Annotated in this window: 18 protein-coding genes; 17 read left to right on the top strand and 1 reads right to left on the bottom strand. The window is 25.6% G+C overall.

Features of this window, described 5'->3' with window-relative positions:
- Positions 1-98 precede the first annotated feature (98 nt).
- The 11 genes from BUA90_RS02490 (at position 99) to holA (ending at position 12,601) form a co-directional block, all read left to right on the top strand.
- Entirely contained in the window at positions 99-668 is a 570-nt protein-coding gene (locus BUA90_RS02490) for a hypothetical protein (protein ID WP_072965819.1), read from the top strand.
- A 76-nt stretch (positions 669-744) separates the two neighbouring features.
- Complete coding sequence (locus BUA90_RS02485; RefSeq protein ID WP_072965818.1) at positions 745-1,701, top strand: hypothetical protein; 957 nt, start codon at positions 745-747, stop codon at positions 1,699-1,701.
- 46 nt (positions 1,702-1,747) lie between these two features.
- Entirely contained in the window at positions 1,748-1,933 is a 186-nt protein-coding gene (locus tag BUA90_RS02480; protein ID WP_072965817.1) for a DUF4177 domain-containing protein, read from the top strand.
- Between the two features lie 89 nt (positions 1,934-2,022).
- Entirely contained in the window at positions 2,023-2,460 is a 438-nt protein-coding gene (locus BUA90_RS02475) for a hypothetical protein (RefSeq protein ID WP_072965816.1), read from the top strand.
- A gap of 98 nt (positions 2,461-2,558) precedes the next feature.
- Entirely contained in the window at positions 2,559-4,790 is a 2,232-nt protein-coding gene (locus tag BUA90_RS02470) for an Eco57I restriction-modification methylase domain-containing protein (protein ID WP_072965815.1), read from the top strand.
- Between the two features lie 34 nt (positions 4,791-4,824).
- Complete coding sequence (locus BUA90_RS02465; protein ID WP_072965814.1) at positions 4,825-6,300, top strand: hypothetical protein; 1,476 nt, start codon at positions 4,825-4,827, stop codon at positions 6,298-6,300.
- A gap of 130 nt (positions 6,301-6,430) precedes the next feature.
- Positions 6,431-6,952 carry an ECF transporter S component gene (locus tag BUA90_RS02460; RefSeq protein WP_072965813.1) on the top strand — a complete coding sequence of 174 codons (522 nt, stop codon included), beginning with the start codon at positions 6,431-6,433 and terminating at the stop codon, positions 6,950-6,952.
- 129 nt (positions 6,953-7,081) lie between these two features.
- Entirely contained in the window at positions 7,082-7,819 is a 738-nt protein-coding gene (locus tag BUA90_RS02455) for an MBL fold metallo-hydrolase (RefSeq protein ID WP_072965812.1), read from the top strand.
- 199 nt (positions 7,820-8,018) lie between these two features.
- Complete coding sequence (locus BUA90_RS02450) at positions 8,019-9,104, top strand: YibE/F family protein (protein WP_072965811.1); 1,086 nt, start codon at positions 8,019-8,021, stop codon at positions 9,102-9,104.
- A 116-nt stretch (positions 9,105-9,220) separates the two neighbouring features.
- Positions 9,221-11,554, top strand: coding sequence for a DNA internalization-related competence protein ComEC/Rec2 (locus BUA90_RS02445; protein ID WP_072965810.1), 2,334 nt, complete (start codon positions 9,221-9,223; stop codon positions 11,552-11,554).
- Between the two features lie 12 nt (positions 11,555-11,566).
- A complete protein-coding gene (holA, locus tag BUA90_RS02440; RefSeq protein ID WP_072965809.1) occupies positions 11,567-12,601 on the top strand; it encodes a DNA polymerase III subunit delta in 1,035 nt (344 codons plus the stop codon).
- A gap of 95 nt (positions 12,602-12,696) precedes the next feature.
- Here the strand turns inward: holA and rpsT are convergent, their stop codons facing one another.
- Positions 12,697-12,972 (bottom strand): 30S ribosomal protein S20, encoded by a 276-nt coding sequence (gene rpsT / locus BUA90_RS02435; protein WP_072965808.1) that lies wholly within the window; start codon positions 12,970-12,972, stop codon positions 12,697-12,699.
- A 184-nt stretch (positions 12,973-13,156) separates the two neighbouring features.
- Here rpsT and gpr point away from each other — a divergent pair, with 184 nt between their 5' ends.
- The 6 genes from gpr (at position 13,157) to BUA90_RS02405 (ending at position 21,841) form a co-directional block, all read left to right on the top strand.
- A complete protein-coding gene (gpr, locus tag BUA90_RS02430) occupies positions 13,157-14,134 on the top strand; it encodes a GPR endopeptidase (protein WP_072965807.1) in 978 nt (325 codons plus the stop codon).
- Between the two features lie 77 nt (positions 14,135-14,211).
- Positions 14,212-15,519, top strand: a complete 1,308-nt coding sequence (gene spoIIP / locus BUA90_RS02425; protein ID WP_072965806.1) for a stage II sporulation protein P — start codon at positions 14,212-14,214, stop codon at positions 15,517-15,519.
- A gap of 18 nt (positions 15,520-15,537) precedes the next feature.
- On the top strand, positions 15,538-15,879 hold the full coding sequence (locus BUA90_RS02420) for a hypothetical protein (RefSeq protein WP_072965805.1): 342 nt from the start codon (positions 15,538-15,540) through the stop codon (positions 15,877-15,879).
- Between the two features lie 98 nt (positions 15,880-15,977).
- Positions 15,978-17,789: a translation elongation factor 4 gene (lepA, locus tag BUA90_RS02415; protein WP_072965804.1), complete on the top strand. Its 1,812-nt coding sequence runs from the start codon at positions 15,978-15,980 to the stop codon at positions 17,787-17,789.
- 47 nt (positions 17,790-17,836) lie between these two features.
- Positions 17,837-18,973 carry a radical SAM family heme chaperone HemW gene (gene hemW, locus BUA90_RS02410; RefSeq protein WP_094756691.1) on the top strand — a complete coding sequence of 379 codons (1,137 nt, stop codon included), beginning with the start codon at positions 17,837-17,839 and terminating at the stop codon, positions 18,971-18,973.
- A 156-nt stretch (positions 18,974-19,129) separates the two neighbouring features.
- Entirely contained in the window at positions 19,130-21,841 is a 2,712-nt protein-coding gene (locus tag BUA90_RS02405; protein ID WP_072965802.1) for a sigma-54-dependent transcriptional regulator, read from the top strand.
- Positions 21,842-22,104 lie beyond the last annotated feature (263 nt).

Here is a 22,104-nt window from a genome sequence, read left to right as displayed (position 1 = left end):
TTAGTTTTTTATAAAGCAGAGAAGTGTTATAACATTTACATTTATTAAGAAATATTATGTATTAGAGGACTAGTTTAATATACAAAGGAGGTGAACATTTGAACAAAATAGATTATATAACTGCTGTGCTTGAAAAATTTATTAAAACTTTTATAATAAAGTATGAATATTACAATATTGGAATAATAAAAAAGATTAGAATTGATAGTAGAAAAAATCTTGAATATGATGAAAAAAAGTGGTGTGATTATTTTTTGAAAAAATCTTGTCTAAATTATTGTGCTAAGTTTATGTTTTTAAGATTGTATGAAGATAAGGGATTTATAACAAGTAAATTAAATAGAAAAGGATTAGTTGTCTGGGAGAGTTTTGTTAAAAATATTAAAGAAAGATATGATATACTTTATAATTTAGCTGTTACTGATATAATTAATAATGATGAAGTAGAAGATATTTTTAGAGAAACTGATTATGATATGTATAAGATAGACAATGAGCTAGCACATATTATTATAAATGGCTTTTTAGATGTTGATTTTAGTAGAATTGAAGATGAAGATTTAAAAGAAGTATTTAGAAATATATATCCTCTTGATGAAAGAGAAGAAAAAAATTTTAGTGAGTTTTATTTAAGTGCTCCAGCGTTTGATTATATATTGAGTTTATAGTGATGGGTGATTCTATAAGAATCACCATCAATTAATTTTATTTGGAGTTAAATCTAAATATTTAAGGAGTGGAGATATGGATATAGCATATGAAGAAATAAAAATGTTTGAAGAAAAACTTATTAATAAAGTATTATATTTTGCATTAGAAGGTGATTATAAAAAGCAGATAGAAATTGCAAAGGAAATATTTAAAAAAAATTATACTTCAAGAGAAATTTCAATTAATGAAAGCTGTTTTGTTCCGTGGCTTTTATGGAGTTATAGATTACAAAATGGTAATAATTTTTTAGAGGAATATATTGAAGTTAAATCTTCAGATGAAAATGATGAAAGTTTAAACTTATTAAAAAGTATTTCAAATGCTAAACTTTCCATATATGAAATTTTAGAAAAAAATAGTGATAATTTAAAATTGAATGATATTTTGCTAAATAAACAAGTGACAGTAAAAAATACATTGGAGTTTAATGATATAGAAATTGGGACACTAATACTTGCGAGAATATACAATTATGAAAATCAAAATTTTTTTATTAATGATTATATTATAATAGATAAGACATTTAAGAGCGTTATTGAGAGAAGTTTTTATGAAAAGTATATGGAGTATCAAGAAAAGTATGGATTTGTAAGTAAAGAAGATTTTATTAAGTATAATTCTATATTGATATATGATTTTGCTAATATTATAGATGAGCTGATAAGTAAAAGTTTAAAAGATTTAGAAAGCCAAGATAGGTATTCTGTTTATCAAAGTACATATTTAGTTTTAGATTTTCAGAAAGTCAAAGACAAATTTTTAAATTATGAGAATGCGGAATTAGATTATGAAGAAAATGGAAATTTTTATTTTCATATATACAGTAGTAAAAAAATTTTATGCGAAATAGTATTAAATAAGTTTAAATTAGAAATAGAATGTGTTTCTAAAACTGATAGGATAAAAGCTAAAAAATTGATAGAAAATATGATAAAAGAACATATAAAACATGTTAAAGATGAAATGCTTATGTTAGATGATATATTATAATATAATGAAAATTAACTAAATAAGATTAAAAGGCAAGGTGAAAAAAATGAAAAAATGGGAATATAAAATTTTAAATTTAAAAACTAAAGGAGTTTCTAATTTAATATTGAGTAAAGAAGATGAGGAAAGGTTAAATAAATTAGGTAAAGAAGGATGGGAATTAACTACAGCAACACCAACTGTAAATGGAAGAAATATATGCTGTATATTAAAAAGAGAAGTTGTAGAATAATTATTATAAGTTTTACAATTTGACAGTAATATTGAATGATAGTAAAATAAAGTTAAAATATTAATTTTGAAAGGGGTAAAAAAATCTTTATGGATACGGCTACTTCAGATTTAGCAGAGCCCTTTGAGGGGAAAAATAATTGTTTCTGTGCAGATAAAAAGCAAATTACTACTTTGATTCATGATATTAGAACATTATTAGATAAGTATAATAATCCTAAAAAAGAATTGAATGAATATTTGAAAAAAGTAGAGGAAGATATGATTATAAATGGTAATGAAAATAATGAAATTATAGATAGGGAAAAAATTAAAAAGTATATAGAAAAGCACCCTTATTTTAAAAATCCTTGTAATTATCATATACGTTTGTTGACTATAATGAAATATTTAAAGAAGAAAGGTTTTAATATTAATATAAAAGATATGGATTTGATAGTTGATGAAATAATACAAGAAATAGATGGAGTTAAAAAGGTCGGAGAAGGAAGATATATAAGAGTAATTAAAGGTAGAGGAAAGTCTTAACGCAGTAAGTGTTAAGGCTTTTTTTTTATTTTCTATTTTATTAATATATTATATAATTATTTAAGAAGTATTTGGATACTGAATAAAGGATGGGGAATATGGAAGAAGATGTAGTTAGAGTATTAAATAAACTTATAAGACAGTTAAAAATAAAAAATGCAAATAAAGAAAACATTTTCATAAAAATTTTAAGAAAAGTTTTTTTAGATAAACATTATATCGATGTTGATTTTTATTATAAACTGATAAGTGAAAAATTGAAAAACATAAATTTAGACGATTTAGAAATTGAAATAACAGATGAAATTTGTGAAAAAATTAAAAGTGTCAATCCTCTTTTTTTGTGCAGTATGTTTGAAAATTTTATTGGAGATGGGAAGCGTGAAACTACGGGGAGTTACTATACTCCTTTGTATATAGTAGATTTTATTGTGAATAATTCTTTGAAAACTTATTTAGAAAAGAATTCTAAATTAAAAAGTGATTTGATTGAAAAATTAGTACTAGATAATATATTAAAAGATATAGATGATGAAGAATTATACTGCATATTAAAGTTATTGGATAATATAAAGATAATTGATATTGCTTGTGGTACAGGATTATTTTTGATTTCTATGATTCAAAAATTATTTAAAATAAAGTCTGCAATATATAAAGATTTAAATATATATTATGATGAATTTGATGAATTAAAAAAAATAATGGAAGAAAATATCTTTGGAATAGATATTCAAAGTTTACCTTTAGAAGTTTTTTACTTAGCATGTATTGACGTTTTGGGAAAGTATAAAAAAATTGAAATTGATGATTTTCATATAAATGTCTATCAAGAAAATAGTATATTGGGAAGCAAAATTTATGATATTCCTAAATTAAAAGAAATAATTAAAAGAGGTGGTTTTGATATAGTTATAGGTAATCCACCTTATATAGGGGAAAAGGGAAATAAGGATAAATTTAAAGAGTTAAAAAAGTATGATTTCGGTAAAAGATATTATGAAGGAAAAATGGATTATTTCTATTTTTTTGTATATAGAGGCATTGAGATTTTAAAATATAGTGGAGTGTTGAGCTTTATTACTACAAATTATTTTATATCAGCAGATGGAGCAACTAAATTGAGAAAATTTTTGAAAGAAAATGTTAGTATAAAAACTATTATTAATTTTAATGACTGTAAAATTTTTAAAAATGCTAAAGGGCAGCATAATTTGATTTTTACTTTAATAAAAGGTTTTTCTAGTGAAGAAGATATAATGATTATATATTTTAATAATAAAGATTATAAAGCTGAAAATATTAAAGAAATAATTTTTAATAACAGTAAATTTAGAAGATATGAAGGAGCATCAGTTTATAAATTAAGTAGACAAGAAAATATATATGGAGATAATGGCAATTTACTTGTATTTTATGATAAAGAATATTTAAACATAATAAAAAAGATTATAAAAAAGAGCAATAAAAAATTAAAAGATATATGCTATATAAATCAAGGTATAGTGAGTGGAGCTGATAGGGTAACAAGTAACATGATAAACAAAAAATTGTCTGAAGATTTAGTAAAAAGTTTAAATATCAAATTAGATGATGGCATATTTGTATTAGATAGAAAAAACTTGGAAAATATAAACATATCAAATTGTAAATTAATAAAACCTTTTTATAAAAATAGTGATGTAAGAAAATATTATACTAAAAATAAAGTAGATAAGTACATTATATATTTAACAGATAAAAATATAGAATATGAACATCTTTGTCCCATAATTAATAATCATTTAATAAGGTTTAGAGAAGTTTTAGATAAAAGAAGAGAAGTACTCAAAGGTGTACGCAAATGGTATTCTCTACAATGGGCAAGAGAGGAAAAAATATTTCAAGGACCTAAAATAGTTGTTCCTCAAAGGTCAACATTAAATAGTTTTGGATATAATGAAAGCGATTGGTATGCTAGTGCCGATGTTTATTTTATTACTCCAAGAGTAGAGGATATAGACCTTAAAATTTTATTGGGAATTTTAAATTCTAAAATAATTTATTTTTGGCTGTATAATATGGGAAAGAGAAAAGGAAATTATTTAGAGTTATATACTACTCCTTTATCAGAAATACCTATTAATTTAAAGTTAGATGACAAACTGCTAAGAGATATAAAAATAAATAGTGAAAAAATTTTAAAATTGCTAAAAGATGGTTATAATCCAAAAATAGTAAATGACTTTCAAGGAGTTATAGATGAGAGGCTGTATAAATTTTATGATTTTACTGAAGACGAAATAAAAATTATAGAAGAATTATACAATAAAGCACAAGGCTATGTATAAAAAGTATATAAAACTAAGAAGGAGATGAATATAATTGTTTAAAAAATATACGGTGTTAAGTGTTATTTTTATAGTAGTTTTTATGTATTTGGTAGGTACAGTTTTATTTGACAGCGATATTGAAGTTGTAAGTATAGATAATCATGATAGCTTAAAAAATAATATTAAAATAAAAGAAGACAATCATTATATAGAGTTTGTATCTGATATAGAAAAATTAAGTGAAGTGAGATGGATAGAAGATAAAAGCATTGTATTTTCAGAACAAAACGATAAAGAAAATACAAATAATTATAAATTTGATTATTTAAATAAAAAAATAATCAAAATAAACAGTTTTGATGGTGCAGAGCTTTGTAAAAATTTAAATGGAGATATAAAATTCTTAAAAAAGATAGATGATAAGCAAATGTTTGTTTATTTGAAAAGTAAAGTAAATAATGGTTTATTTATATTAAAAAATAATAAAGAGCTTGTAAAAATATTAGGAGATATGATATATAATGATAAATTGTTGTTTAAAATATCATCTAATAATAAAAAAATTGCATTTTTTGATAGAAAAGAAAATGCTATAAAAGTTCTTAATTTAAATAATAAAAAAATTATAAAATTAGATTATGAAGCAGACAAAAATTTATTAGAAAATTTTACTAAGTCATTGCAGTTTTCATATGATGCAGGTTATTTAATCGTTTCATATATAGATGTGAAAAATATCAGCAAGAGTACATTTTCAGTATTTGGGGCAGATTCAGGGAAATTATATGCTGATGAGATTATGGGATTAAGTCCTGTATGGGCAAATAAAAATCTTTTGATAGCTTTTATTTATGCTGATAATAATGCAAAATTATATAAAAAAGATGATACATATAAAGTCATGGGAAACAGAGTAGGAATATTTAATTTAAAAACGAGAAAAATAAAATACCTAGATAGTATAAAAAGAGAGGAAATAATAGCACCTTTTTCATGGGCAAAAGATGATAAGTTTTTATATTATTTAGTAAGAAATGTTTTTACAAAAGAAGGTTTTTATAAATTATTTTGTTATGATAGATTTAATAAACAGGTATACATATATGGAGATTACTTTAAAGGAGAAAATTTAGAATGTTTTCCAGATATGAATATAATTAATAATAACTTGGTAGTAAAAGGAAAAGTAAAAGGAGAAAATTATTTAAAAATTATTAATCTACAGAATAGAAAATTTGAAAATATTTATGAAGTACAGGAATTTTTGACTGATTGTATTAAAAATTATTCTCATATTAAATCAATATATAAATCTTTAAATGATGGAACACTTTTTTATGTAAAAAATAATTTGCTTTATTTATATGATGACAATTTAAAATATTTAATATATCGTTCAAGAGGATTTATTACTCATATAATAGAATCACCTAGTAAAGAAGAAATACTTGTCATTTCAAAAGTAAATGATAAATATGAGTTTGCTGTATTAAATTTAAAAGACTGTAAAAAATATTTGAAAATATAATTAATCATTGAATAAAAAGCTACTGATTGTATCGATACAATTAGCAGCTTTTTATATTTACAATAGATACAATTTGTAATATAATATAATTAAGAATATTGTGTAAAAAATTTATAAGGGGGATTTTACTATGCCTAACGTTAAAACAAGAGATTTGACAATTTTAGGGCTTTTAATAGCTTTAGTTGCAGTTTCTACAATGGCAATACAAATTCCAGTGCCAGCAACAGAAGGATATATACATCTTGGCGACAGTATGATATTTTTAGCAGCGGTGTTTTTTGGTTCAAGATATGGTATGATTGCAGGCGGGATAGGTTCATCTATTGCAGATATATTGACCGGTTATACACATTGGGCAATTCCTACATTGATTATAAAAGGGTTAATGGGATATATAGTAGGGAAAATTGCAGATAATGAAAGATATGATTTAATAAATTTAAGAAATATTATTTCATTGATAATAGGTGCCTTATGGATGGTTATAGGTTATTATTTTGGTGGTGCAGTACTGAAAGGAAGTTTTCTAGTACCATTAGCTAGTATTCCATCTAATTTAATACAAGGATTTGGAGGAGCTGTACTCTTTTTGCCAATTGGAATAGCTTTAAAAAAGACGGATATTTTTAAAAAATATGCTCATAAATAATATTGATGAGAAGGTCATATCAGTAGATATGACTTTTTATTTTAGCAAAAGTATATTATCATGTAAGTATAGAGAATTAATGTCGATTAAAAATTTTAAATAATTTTAATTTATAAGGAGGAATGATGCATGAAGATAACTATATTGGGTAATTGCGGACCATATCCTTCGGCAGGTGGAGCATGCTCTGGATATTTACTTGAAGATGGAGAAAATAAAATTTTGATAGATTGTGGAAATGGAGTTTTGAGTAGACTATTAGAAAAAATTAATAATTTAGATGAGATTACTGCTGTAATTTTAACTCATTTGCACAGCGATCATATTTCTGATGCAATGGTTTTAAGGTATGCGGTTGGTATTAATAAAGAAAAAGGTATGTTAAATAAGAGTATTCCTCTTTTTGCACCTGCAAAGCCGACAGAAATTTTTGAAAGCTTACAGTTTAAAGATGCTTTTGTATTAAATACTATAGATGAGTCTACTGTTCTTAATTTTGGAGATATGCAGATTAGTTTTAAGCTTATGGTGCATCCAGTTGAAACTTATGGAGTTGTAGTTCAAAAAGGTTTGAAGAAATTTGTTTATTCAAGTGATACAAAATACTGCAATGCAGTAGAAGAAATTGCTAAAGATGCTGATTTATTTTTATGTGAGTGCAATGTAATGGAAATAGATAAAACTGAAGATACATATCATTTATCTGGTAAAGATGTAGGACAAATTGCCAACATTTCAAAAGTAAAAAGGGTTTTAATAACTCATTTATGGCCTGAATATAATTTTAATGATGTTTTAAACGAAGTAAAATCTATTTTCGATGGGGATGTTGAAATAGCAGAAGAATTTAAAACTTATGAAGTGTAGTATAAGTATTAAGTCAGCAATTTTTACTACACATAATAATACTAGAATTATTGAAGGAGTAGAAAAATTGCTGAATAAAGCCTCTGCTATTAGGTATTTATTTTTAAATATCTGATGGCAGAGGTTTTATATGTTTTTGCTTTTAAAGTAAGATAAATGTATAATGTTAATATATATTTTGTTTAGGAGGAAGAAAGATATGATGAAAAAAATATGCATATTTGTGGCAATGTTTATTTTAACTCTTTTTTCTGTTTATGCTGAAGATGAATATAAAGTTTATGATGCAAAGGGAATAGTTTTAGATGTAATTAATGAAGAAGATATGAATAATGAAAGTATTAATACAGTTCAGAACGTAAAGCTAAAAATATTAACAGGTAAATATAAAGGTGAGATTTTTCATATTAAGAATGTTCAATCTGGAAATCCTGTATATGATATACCTGTCCAAAAGGGTGATAAAGTAATAGTTATGCTAGAAGAGCTTGCTGATGGAAATGTAGAAGTAAATATTGCAGACTATGTAAGGGATGAATACATATTTTATTTAATAGGTATTTTTACATTAATTTTACTTTTTATTGGAAAATTTAAAGGATTAAAAACATTAATTACATTGATAATTACTATGATTGGTATATTTAAAATCTTATTACCTCTTATGTTGAAGGGATATAATCCTATCATTTTGACTGTACTGATTTCGACATTTATAACTGTTATTTCAATTTTTATAATATCTGGCATTGGAAGGAAGAGTATTTCAGCAATATTGGGAACAATATCTGGAGTTGTTATAGCAGGTATTCTTGCTTTTATTATAGGTGGCAGAGTGAAATTAACCGGATTATCAGCAGAAGAAGCTGCTATGCTGTTGTATATTCCTCAAAATGTAAAATTTAATTTTCAATATTTACTATTTTCGGGAATACTTTTAGGGGCTCTTGGAGCGGTAATGGATGTAAGTATGTCTATAGCATCATCTATTGAAGAAATAAATAAAATTAATAGGAATATGACAGTAAAAGAGCTTTTTTTGAGTGGAATGAATATTGGAAAAGATATCATGGGAACTATGGCAAATACATTGATATTAGCATATACAGGAAGTTCTATTCCGCTAATACTATTATTTATGGCATACGATACATCTTTGTTGAAAATCATTAATTTAGATATAGTTGCAACAGAGATAATACGTTCTCTATCAGGTAGTATAGGGTTGATTTCTACTATTCCAATAACTGCAATAACAGCAGCATTTTTAATGAAAAAGAACTAGACGCATCATTTTGATGCGTTTTTTCTATTGACTGAAATTTTTATTAAATTTTAAAAGGTAATTTGAAATTTAAATAGAAAGAATATAAAAATGTAAAATAATAGGATGTGCGATATATGCCATTAAATAGAAGACCTTTGGTTATACTTACTATTTCATATATTGTCGGAATAATAGCTGAGTATTATATTTCATTTCCAATATTTATTTTAGTGGTTATTTTGCTTTTGAGCTTTATAGTACTATTAATATTTGTTTTTACATGTAGTAAAAATGCATATGCAATATTAATATTTTGTTTTTTTATTTTAGGTACATTAAATATGAATTTAAATTATACTTATAATGGAAAATTACAAATATTTAACAATAAAGAAGTCAAAGTAATAGGTAATATTGTATTTTTAAACCAAAATACATTAGATAAATATATACTTTATACAGAGAAGATTATTTATAAAAATAAATTCTACAAAATAAACGAAAAAGTTATTCTTAAAATATTCAATCACAAAAAAGTAAATTTAAACAATAAAAAAGTTTTAATTAAGGGAAGGTTTCAAGCTTTTAAAGGACCTAGAAATCCTAAAATGTTTGATTATAGACTGTATTTGAAATCTCAAAAAGTTTATAAGATAATGTATGTGAAAGACTTTGATATAAAAATTATTGGAAAGGCTGATTTGTCAAGTTTAAAAACAATAAAGCAAAATATAAAATATATTTTATATAAGAAAGTATTAAAAATTTTAGGTGGGAATGAAGGAAAAGTTGCTTTAAGTTTAATTTTTGGAGATAAGAAGATAATAGATGAAAGTTTATATGATACATTTAAAAATGCAGGAATTGCTCATATATTAGCTATATCAGGACTACATTTTGGCATATTATATTTATTTATCGAGCAAATTTTAAAAATTTTCAAAATAAAGAATAATATAAGGGTAGTTGTTATATTGATTTTTATTTGGTTTTTTGCATTTTTAATTGGGTTTAAACCTTCTGTATTTAGAGCTGTAAGTTTACTTACCCTTTATTTAATATCTAATAATATCGATAGAAGATATGATTTATATGCATCATTATCGTTTATTTGTTTTACAGCTCTTTTAATAAATCCACTTATATTATTTAATGTAGGATTTCAGCTATCTTTTGTTGCTGTATTATCGCTAGGGATGTTTTATAATAAAATTTATAGCAAATTGAAGTATTTACCTGATTTTTTTGCAAAGTTATTAGCTTCTTCTATTGCAGTAGAAATAGGGATATGGCCAATTATTGCTTATCACTTCAATATATTTTCACTTTGGGCAGTATTTTTCAATATACCGGTGATTTTTATTATAGGGTATATTTTGCCTATAACTTTATTATTTTTTGTAAGCACTTTTATTAATCAAACGGTTGCATATTTTATTGGGTATATAGATGAAGTTTTAATAAAGAGTTTGATAAATATATCTAAATTATCTAGTTATGTACCATTTAGTAAAATAGATGTAATTTCTCCGAATATGTATTTTATTGTGTTTTATTATTTATCTCTGATTATATTGTTTAATATGAAAGAAATTGCTGCTAAATATAAGATTAATAAAAAAAGTATTGTTTTTATAATATTGTGTTTTTTAGTTTTAATGATAAATTTTAAAATAAAAAATGAATTAACTATGGTATTTTTTGATGTTGGACAAGGGGATTGTATTTTGATTAAAACTCCAATGGGTAAAAAAATATTAATAGATGGTGGGAAGAGTAGGGATAACAATTTTTTACCTCATTTACTTCTTAAAAATCAAATAAACAAAATTGATATGATAATTTTAACTCACGTTCACAGTGACCATATTGGAGGAGTTATTGACGTTCTTAAAATGCTTAATGTTAAACAAATAATTATTGGTTCAGATGATTTTTTAACAGATGAATTTTTAGAGCTTAAAAGAATAATCGATAAAAAGAAAGTAAAATTAATAAAGGTAAATATGGGAGAAGTTATTACTTTTGAAAAAGATTTAAAAATAAAAATCATTCATCCGCCATTAAATATTATGAAAAATACGAGTGATGATATAAATAACAATTCTCTTGTTAATTTATTACAGTTTAAAGATATAAAGCTTTTGTTTACAGGTGATATACATTATGAAGCAGAAAGATATATAATATCTCATATGGATTCAGTTGATATAGATATATTAAAAGTAGCACACCATGGAAGTGATACATCTACAAGTGAACAATTTTTAGATTTTTTTACTCCGGACATTGCAATAATACAAGTCGGTAAAAATGTATTTGGACATCCGAGTGAAAAAGTTTTGAAATTGTTAAAGGAGAATAAAGTAAAAGTTTATAGAAATGATATTTGTGGAGCTGTTATAATAAAAACTAATGGGAAAAATATAAAAGTATACGAATTTATGAATAGTTATCTAAGGAGGTAAATTAAGTAAATAATGGATTATAAAGTATTTTTAAACGATATACAAAATAAAGAATTGGCAAGATTATATTTATTATATGGAAATGAAAAATATTTATTAGATAAAGCCCTACATAATCTTAAAAAGACATATATTAATTCTGTCAATGAAAATTTTAATTATGTATATTATGAAGAATTTAAAGATGGTATAGATGAGCTTATAGATTCGTGTGAAACACTGCCTTTTATGGGAGAAAAGAGGATAATTATAGTTAATAATGAAGATTTTTTTAGCAGTAAGAAGAATGTTTTGGGTGGTGAAGAGGAAAAATTAATTAGTTATTTTAATAATATGCCGGAAACAACATGTTTAATATTTATAAGTGGAAGTAATGTTGATAAAAGAAAAAAGTTATTTAAAGAAGTAAAAAAAGTAGGTAAGATTTTAGAGTTTGCTAGATTAAAGAGACAAGATTTAGCAAAATGGATAAGTAGATACATTAAAGAAAAGAAAAAAAGCATTGAAATTAATGATTTACAAGTATTAATAGATTTATTGGGCTATTTAGATAGTAATTCAAATAAAACATTATATGATGTTGAAAATGAATTAAAAAAATTGTGTAATTTTACTGTCGAAAAGACAAAAATTGAAATAGATGATATTGAAAAGATTATTAGCAGACCAGTTGAAAATAATATTTTTGAATTAGTTGATGCGGTAGGAGAAAAAAATGGCAGTAGAGCACTTAAAATTTTTAATAATATGTTAGTAGCAGGAGAACCCGAAGGAAGAATTCTCTATATGATAATTAGACAATTTAAAATATTGAATTTAGTTAAGTTGATGGTTGATAAGGGTTATACGACAATAGCAATTGCACCAAGGTTATCACTACCTCAATATATCGTTAAAAAATATTTAAGACAAGCAAATAGTTTTTCGCAAAAAGATTTGATTAATATCTTAAATAACGGACTAAAGGCAGATAAGGATATAAAGAATGGTAAAATGCCTCCAAAATTGGCTATAGAGATATTGATAGCAGAAAGTTGTAAAATATAATAATAATGTTAAAAAGCGTACAATCAGTTGATTGTACGCTTTTATTATTTGCAGCGGGGATAACGATGGGGTTTTGAGGGTAAACATTTTAAAAATTACTGAGCTGCCTTTTGAAGCTCATTTAATTTTTTAGCTAATCTTGATATTTTTCTAGCAGCTTTATTCTTATGAATAGTATTTTTTGCAGCTACTTGATTAATTTTCTTTTGAGCATATCTAAATCTTTCTGTAGCTAAAGCTAAGTCTCCAGCTGCAAGAGCTTCTTCAAATCTTCTTATAGCTGTTTTTATGATAGATTTTCTTCTCTTATTTATAGCTGTTCTCTTAGCTATAACTTTAATTCTCTTTTTAGCTGACTTAATATTTGCCAATCTATTCACCCCCTCGTATCCTGTTTAACATGTGTAATTTTATCATGTTTGAAATTAAAAAGCAAGAAAAATAATGGATTATATTATTTTATTTCCAAAAAAATTTATTAATATTCTTTTTTGAATATATTTAGACCATTAAAGAAAAAATAATATTGATTTTTAATATATTTGGAGGTGCACTATGTTTCAAATAAGAACAGATTTGGCATTAGAAGCTCGTGAATTATATAGAGAAGGAAAAAGTGGAGAAGTTCCCGGAGTTGAAGTAGAAAAGTCTGAAATAGATGAAGAAGTAGAAGTTACAAGAGTAAAAATAATTGACGAACAGGGCAGTAGTATAATGGGCAAGCCAAAGGGAAGTTATATAACTATAGAATGTAGAAAATTAAAAAGTGCTGATGCTGATTTAAAAGATAAAGTCAGTAAGATATTGGCTAAAGAGATTTCAAAACTTCTTCCTAAGAAAGAAAATATGAGTACATTAGTTGTAGGACTTGGAAATTGGAATGTTACACCTGATGCACTGGGACCACAGGTTGTATCAAAAATATTGGTAACTAGACATTTATTCAAAATGTATAACAAAACACAAGACCCGGGTATGACATCTGTTAGTGCAATATCGCCGGGAGTAATGGGCATAACTGGAATAGAAACTGGAGATGTAATAAAAGGAATAGTAGAAAAATCTACACCGGATTTAGTTATTGCTATTGATGCTTTAGCTTCAAGAAAGATGGAAAGAGTTAGCAGTACTATACAAATAGCAACTACTGGAATAAGTCCCGGTTCTGGAGTGGGAAATTCAAGAAAAGAGTTAAGTCAAAAGACATTGGGAGTTCCCGTAATTGCAATAGGTGTACCTACAGTTGTAGATGCTGCAACTATGACGAATGATACTATAAAAATGGTAATTAAAGCCTTACAGCAACAGGCAGATAGAGAAAGTGGATTTTTTAAAATGCTGAGCGAATTAAAAGATGAAGATAAATATATGCTTATACGAGAAGTTTTAGAGCCATATGGTGCAAATGTAATAGTTACAACAAAAGAAATAGATAAAATCATTACAGACATATCTCAAATAATTGCTAATGCAATTAATATTGCACTTCATCCGGGAATAGATTTAAAAGATGTAAATCGTTATCTTAATTAATGCATATATAAATTACTTATTTCATATAATTTTATAGTACAACCTTTTATACATAAAAAGGAAATGGGGGACAACAAATGAAAATACTAAAAAAATATGATATTATCAAATGTCTTATGATTTTAATAACTTTTACAATGATAATTACAGGATTGAATGTAATACTAATAAATGAAAAAGTGTGTATTGCTAAAGCTGATGATAAAAAAATACAATCTTTTAATCAAGATAGTGAAACTTTTAAGAAAAATATATTCATTCATATATTTAATAAATCTTTAGCAGTCCTTGAATTAGATTATAAAGAGAAGATAGGAAATAATTCTGACAGTTTTGTAAAATATGCTTTTAATAAAATAATAAATTTTGATTATAAAAATCCAAAATCTTATCTTAAAGCACAAATTTCTTTATTAAAAGGAGTAGAAGATGAAATTAAAATAGCATCAAAAGATAGTGAAGAAATTAATAGTGAAGATTATGATACGAGTGATATATATATACCTGAAGAATATTCAAATCAAAAGGCGGTAGTAGATGATGAAGATTATTATAAAGAACCAGAAAAAAATACAACTTTTGAAGCAAATAGTTTTCAAATAGAAAAATCAAATCAAACTAAACAGGATAAAAAGAGTATAGAAAATATTTCAAGCTCTTCACCTAAAAATCTCAAAATTATTAGCACACCAGTTCCGCCGCCAGAAAAAATTGAACATGATAAAAATAAACCCCTTATTTTAATTTATCATACACATGGTACTGAGGCATATTATCCGGAAAAAATTGGAAACTATCATTCTTTAAACAGTAAGTATACAGTTATAAGAGTTGGAGATATTCTGACAAAATATTTGCTTGATAAAGGTTATAAAGTAATTCATGATACTACAATTCATGATTATCCATCATATCAAGGTTCTTATAAACGTTCACTTCAGACTATGAAAAAATATATAAAAGACAATCCGGATTTAAAAATATTTATTGATATACATAGAGACGGAATTGATAAAATTGCCGAGATAGAAAAAAATCAGAAAAAAAAATATGATGAAATGCGAAAAAACAGTTATATAAGAATAAATGGTGAAAAAGTCAGCAGATTTGCACTTGTAGTTGGTGGAGGAAATAAAAATGTAGATAAACTAAAGAGATTTGCCTATTATATTAAAGCTGTAAGTGATGAATTATATCCAGGGTTATCTAGACCGGTTATATTAAAAAATAGAAGATATAACAGATATAATCAGTTTATGTCAAATTATTGTGTTTTATTTGAGGTAGGAAGCAATTTAAATACAATAGATGAGTCAGTAAGAGCTGCAAAATATATAGGAGAAGTATTAGATAAATCGCTAAAGGGATTTGTTAAATTAAATTAAAATTTATATGGTGATGTGATGAGTAGAATAGAGAGAAAAAAATTAAAACAGATGCAAAAGAAAAGAAAAATAAAAAACATAATAAAAATGACGACATCTTTTATATTTATAATTTTTCTTTTAATTTTAGGAGTTTTAACGGTTGATAGAAATAATAGGAATATGTTTTTGCATAAAGAATCAAAACTATTTAATTGCAAAAAGATGGATGATAACAATTATAAAATAGTTTTTTGTGGAGAAGTATATGATTTTGATAAAGAAAAAATAGCGGTATATATTTCAAAAAGTAAAAATACTATAAAAAAAGAAATTGATTTTATAAGAAAATTTGTGAAAGAGAAAAATACAGCCGAGTGAAATACTCGGTTTTTATTTTAAATTTCTGTACGAAATACAATTTGTTGTGTTATAATTTATAGAGATTAGCTGAGTAGTAGAGGGAGGAAATAGTATATATGGCTAAGAGTCGACAGGAAAATATACGAAATTTTTGTATAATAGCTCATATTGACCATGGCAAATCGACACTTGCAGATAGACTTATAGAAAAAACTGGTTTATTAACGGAAAGAGAAATGAAAGACCAGATTTTAGATAGTATGGATTTGGAAAGAGAGAGAGGAATAACTATAAAACTGCAGGCAACTAGATTGATTTATAAAGAAGATGGAGAAGAGTATATATTAAATTTAATAGATACACCCGGTCATGTGGATTTTACATATGAAGTTTCAAGAAGTTTAGCAGCATGTGAAGGAGCTATTTTAGTTGTAGACGCAAGTCAAGGAGTGGAAGCACAAACACTTGCTAATGTTTATCTTGCAGTTGAACAAGATCTTGAAATAGTGCCTGTAATAAATAAAATTGACTTACCTAGTGCAAGACCAGAAGAAGTTAAAAAAGAGATAGAGGAAGTTATAGGCATTGAAGCTGAAAATGCACCTCTTATTTCCGCAAAAGAAGGAATAAACATAGAAGAAGTTTTAAAAGCAATAGTAAAATATATTCCACATCCACAAGGAGATGAAAAAGCTCCTTTAAAAGCTTTAATATTTGATTCTTATTATGATAGTTATAAAGGTGCAGTAGCATATGTAAGGATAAAAGAGGGTACAGTTAAACCGGGAGATAAAATAATGATGATGTCTTCTGGTAAGACATTTGAAGTAAATGAAGTAGGTATTTTTGCACCGGGACCAAGACCAATTGAAGAATTAAGAGCCGGTGATGTTGGTTATATAACTGCAAGCATAAAAAATGTAAAAAACTGCAGAGTTGGAGATACAATAACCCATGCTGATAATCCTTGTGATAAGCCACTTCCGGGTTATAAAAAAGCTACACCTATGGTTTATTGTGGTATTTATCCTGCTGAAGGTGAAAAATACGAAAATATAAGAGATGCTTTAGAGAAACTTCAACTTAATGATGCAGCTCTTGAATTTGAACCTGAAACATCTGTTGCACTAGGCTTTGGATTTAGATGTGGTTTTTTAGGATTACTTCACATGGAAATAATTCAGCAGAGATTGGAAAGAGAATTTGATTTGGATATTATAACTACTTCACCGAGTGTTATATATAAAGTTGTAAAATCAAATGGAGAAGAAATTATGATTCAAAATCCTACGAATTTACCTCCACAAAGTGAAATAGCTTATATGGAAGAACCGATAGTCGAAGCAAGCATAATTATACCTAATGAATATGTAGGAAATGTGATGGAACTCTGTCAGGATAGAAGAGGAACACTATTAAATATGGAATATTTAGATCAGAGAAGAGTAGTACTTCACTATGAACTTCCATTAAATGAAGTGATTTATGACTTTTTTGACGCACTTAAATCAAAGACGAAAGGCTACGGTTCATTTGACTATGAATTTAAAGAATACAGAAAGTCTAAGTTAGTTAAATTGGATATACTGTTAAACAAAGAAGTAATAGATGCATTTTCTTTAATAGTACATGAAAGTAAAGCTTACTCAAGAGGAAGAATAATATGCGAGAAATTAAAAGAAGTTATTCCTAGACATATGTTTGCAATACCTATTCAGGCAGCTATAGGTTCAAAAGTAATAGCTAGAGAAACTATTAAAGCACTTAGAAAAGATGTTTTAGCAAAATGTTATGGAGGAGATATTTCACGTAAGAGGAAACTTTTAGAAAAACAAAAAGAAGGAAAGAAAAAGATGAGACAACTTGGTAGTGTAGAAGTTCCTCAAGAAGCTTTTCTATCAGTATTAAAATATGATGATAAAAATTAGTCACCACATGGTGGCTAATTTTATTAATAAAATAAGGAAGTGATATTTTGAAGCAAATAGGACTTTATATACATATTCCATTTTGCTTAAAAAAGTGTAATTATTGTGATTTTGTATCTTTTGATTATAAAGAAGAAAATGCAAATTTATATTTTAAAGCGTTAAATAAAGAAATAAATCTTTATAAGGATTTACTATCTAAGTATTCTATAAAAACGATATTTTTTGGTGGAGGAACTCCTTCAATTATAAATATTAAAGATTTATGTAATATCATTGATAACATTTATAAAAATTTTTCAGTACTTTCTGATATAGAATTTACAATTGAATGTAATCCGGGAACTATTGATGAAGAAAAATTAAAGAAATATAAAAGTTTTGGAATAAATAGATTGAGTATAGGACTGCAGTCGTTTAATAATGAAATCTTAAAATTTATTGGAAGAATTCATACAAAGGAAATTTTTGAAAGAAATTATTTACTTGCAAGGAATATTGGATTTGACAATATAAATATAGATTTAATATATGGTCTGCCAAATCAGAGTTTAAGTGATTGGAAAAATACATTGAAAAAAGTAGTTAATTTGAAACCTGAGCATATTTCAGCTTATTCTCTTAAAATAGAAGAGGGAACTAGATTTTACGATTTATACAAAGATGGAAATTTAAATTTACCAGAAGAAGAAATTGACAGACAGATGTACCATTATGCAATAGATTATTTAAAAGAAAATAATATATATCAATATGAAATTTCAAATTTTGCTAAGAGAGGATATGAGTGCAGACATAATATAATTTATTGGCAGAATGAGGAATATGTTGGATTAGGATTATCTGCTCATTCATATATTAATTCAATAAGATATGGTAATACAAGCGATTTAAAATCGTACTATAATTTTTTAAATAACAGTAAATTACCAATAGATTTTAAAGAGTTGAAAAAGCGAGATGATAAAATAGTTGAAACTATGTTTTTAGGTTTGCGTATGAATGATGGAGTAGGTATTCAAAAATTTAAAGAGAAATTTAATGCTACGCCATTTGATGTTTACGGTAAAAAGCTTTATAAATTGCAAGAAATGGGTTTAATAGATATAGACGATAAAAATATAAAATTGACTAAATATGGAATGGATGTATCTAATAGAGTTTTTGTAGAATTATTATTATAGATATAGTTTTAGGTTAACAGTAGGAAAGGTATTTGCAGCAATACTTGAAAATTAGCGACAAGAAGATGGAAATGTAGTTATACAGTAGTAAATTGTATTAAGCTAAGCTGTAAATGGTAATTAACTCAATAAGAGAGTTAATCCGGAGGGATTGTTATGAATAAGATAGATCAGGTTTATGAGATTTTGGTTGAACTAGAAGAAAAAAAAAGAAGAGGAATTTCTGCAAGCGAAATAAGTAAAGTTTTAGGTGCCGATAGAGCTAACATTAGTAGATATTTAAATAAGTTATATAAAAAGCATAGAGTAGAGAAAATTAATGGAAGACCTGTGCTTTATAGAGCTATAAAGTCAGAATCAATCTATAAAAGAACTGTTGAAAGCAAAAATAGTCTAGATAAAATTATTGGAGCTCAGCAAAGTCTTCGAACTCCTATTCAGCAGGCTAAGGCAGCAATTTTATATCCTCCAAATGGACTTCATACATTGATTTTAGGAGAAACAGGAGTAGGTAAGTCTATGTTTGCAGAATTAATGTATCAATTTGCAAAAGAAGCGAAAGTAATTCCAGAAGATGCTCCTTTTATTCGTTTTAATTGTGCAGATTATGCTGAAAACCCTCAATTAATTATGGCTCAAATTTTCGGAGTGAAAAAGGGAGCATATACTGGAGCTGACAAAGATAAAGAAGGTTTACTTAAAAAGGCTGATTCTGGAATATTATTTCTTGACGAGGTACATCGTTTATCGCCTCAGGGACAAGAAATGTTATTTACATATATTGACAAAGGTTTTTTTAGACCATTAGGAGAAACGGAAAAAGTTATTTATGTAAATGTACGTATTATTGCTGCTACAACTGAAGACCCCCAATCATATTTACTTAAGACATTTACAAGAAGAATACCTATGACTATTGTTCTTCCTTCACTAAAGGATAAGGGAATAATGGAGAGATATAATTTAATTGAAAGTTTTATTAAAGAGGAATCAAAACGAATAGGGAAGAGTATTTATATTAATAAAAATTCTTTAATTTCATTGCTTTTATATGATTGTCCTAATAATATTGGTCAACTTAAGAGTGATATACAATTGGCATGTGCTAAAGCATTTGTAAATTATAAATCAAGGCAAGAAGAATACATACTAATAACTCAATCAGATCTTCCTCAACATGTGAAAAGAGGTCTATTGAAGATTAAACAAAACAGAGAAGATATTGACTGTATTTTTAAAGGAAAAGGGGATATTTTAAGATTCTATTATAAGGATGATAAAGAATATGAAATAAATTATCAATATAATGATAATGAAGGTTTCTATGATATAATCGAAAAAAAACTTGAAGATTTGAAAAATACAGGAGTAAAAGATGAAGAGGTAAGCAATATTATTAACTTAGCTATTGAAAGTCATTTTCAAAAATACATTAAAAATTTTTCATTGAATATAAAAAAGAAAGAAATACTAGAAATAGTTAACATAGAGATTTTGGAAGTAGTTGAAGAAATATTAAGTTTTGCTAGTAAAAGGCTTGAAAAAGAATATGATGAAAAAATATATTTTGGATTAGCTCTCCATCTTCATGGATGTATAGAAAGACTTAAAAATGGTAATGAAATTTATCATCCTAAATTAAATATGATTAGAGTTGATTATCCTGATGAATTTTTAGTTGCAATGGAAATAGCTAAAATTATCGATGATAAGTTTAATATTGAAACACCTCTTGATGAAATAGGTTATTTAGCTATGTTTTTAGCATCTAATACTCTGGACAGTGAAGATGAAGAAGAAGATAAAGTAGGAATTTTAGTAATTATGCATGGAAAATCTACTGCAAGTAGTATGGTTGAGGTAGCTAATACATTGGTGGGGATACAGCATGCAAAAGCTTTGGATATGCCTCTTAGTATGAAACCTCAAGATATGTATGAAATTGTAAAACAGCATGTAAAAGAAATGCATAAAGGAAAAGGTATAATATTAATGGTTGATATGGGTTCTCTTACTAACTTTGGAGATATGATTTACGAAGAAACAGGTATAATTGTAAAAACTGTAGATATGGTCAGCACACCTATGGTTATAGATGCATGTAGGAAAGCAGTTTTGGGTCGTGAGATTGATGAAATATATACAAGTTGTAGAGAAATGAATTTTTATAATAAATCTATTGAAAGAACAAATGATATAACAAATGATATAAATAGAAAAAATATAATAATCACTGCATGTTTTACGGGAGAAGGTGCTTCTGAAAGATTAAAGAGAATTATACAGGAAAAATTATATAAAAAGGATAGTATAGAAATTATTCCACTGAATATTTTGGATAGAAAAGAGTTTTTGTGCAAAATTAAACAATATAAAGAAAAACATAAGATATTAGCTATTATAAGTACTATAGATATTCATTTAGATGGAATACAATTTATATCAGCAGCTGAAGTGTTAAATGGAGAAGGAATAAAGAAAATTGTGGATATAGTAAAGGAAGAGGAAATGTATTTAAATATTGGTAAATCATTAAAAGAACATATGATATATATTGACGGTAGAAAAATTATAGATCATTTAAGATATGTTATAGATGATATTCAGAGAAAATTAAATGTACAAGTAGTAGACGAAGTAAAAATAGGAATTATATTACATTTAAGCTTTTTAATTGATAAATTGTGTGGTGGTGGAAAAGAGGTAAAGTTTTATAATTTAGAGGAATATAAAAATCAGTATAGCAGGGAACTTATTCTTATAAAAGATTGTTTAAAACCATTAGAGAAAAACTATAATATTGAAATTGATGAAAATGAATTAGCGTATATTTGTAAAATGTTTCTATTAAATAGAGAGGATATATAAAATAAGATATTGTGTAAAGTGTGCAAATAGTGTGTAGGTTTATTACACACTATTTTTATTTATAAAAATAAATACAAAAATTTTTCAAAAAAATTTCAAAAAATATTTTGTTTTGGAAACCGGCTTAAAATCTAATTTTTTATAAAATTTAAAATTAATTGAAAGAGAAATTAAAAAAATAATTACTTTGGCATTATTTATGCTTATATAAAGAGTGTATGAAAAATGAAAGGAGGGAAACAGTTTTAAAATCAGTTAGTTAT

Source organism: Caminicella sporogenes DSM 14501, assembly GCF_900142285.1.
Lineage (GTDB): Bacteria > Bacillota > Clostridia > Peptostreptococcales > Caminicellaceae > Caminicella > Caminicella sporogenes.
The sequence above is the reverse complement of the archived record's forward strand: the minus strand, read 5'-3'. Positions and strand labels throughout refer to the sequence as shown.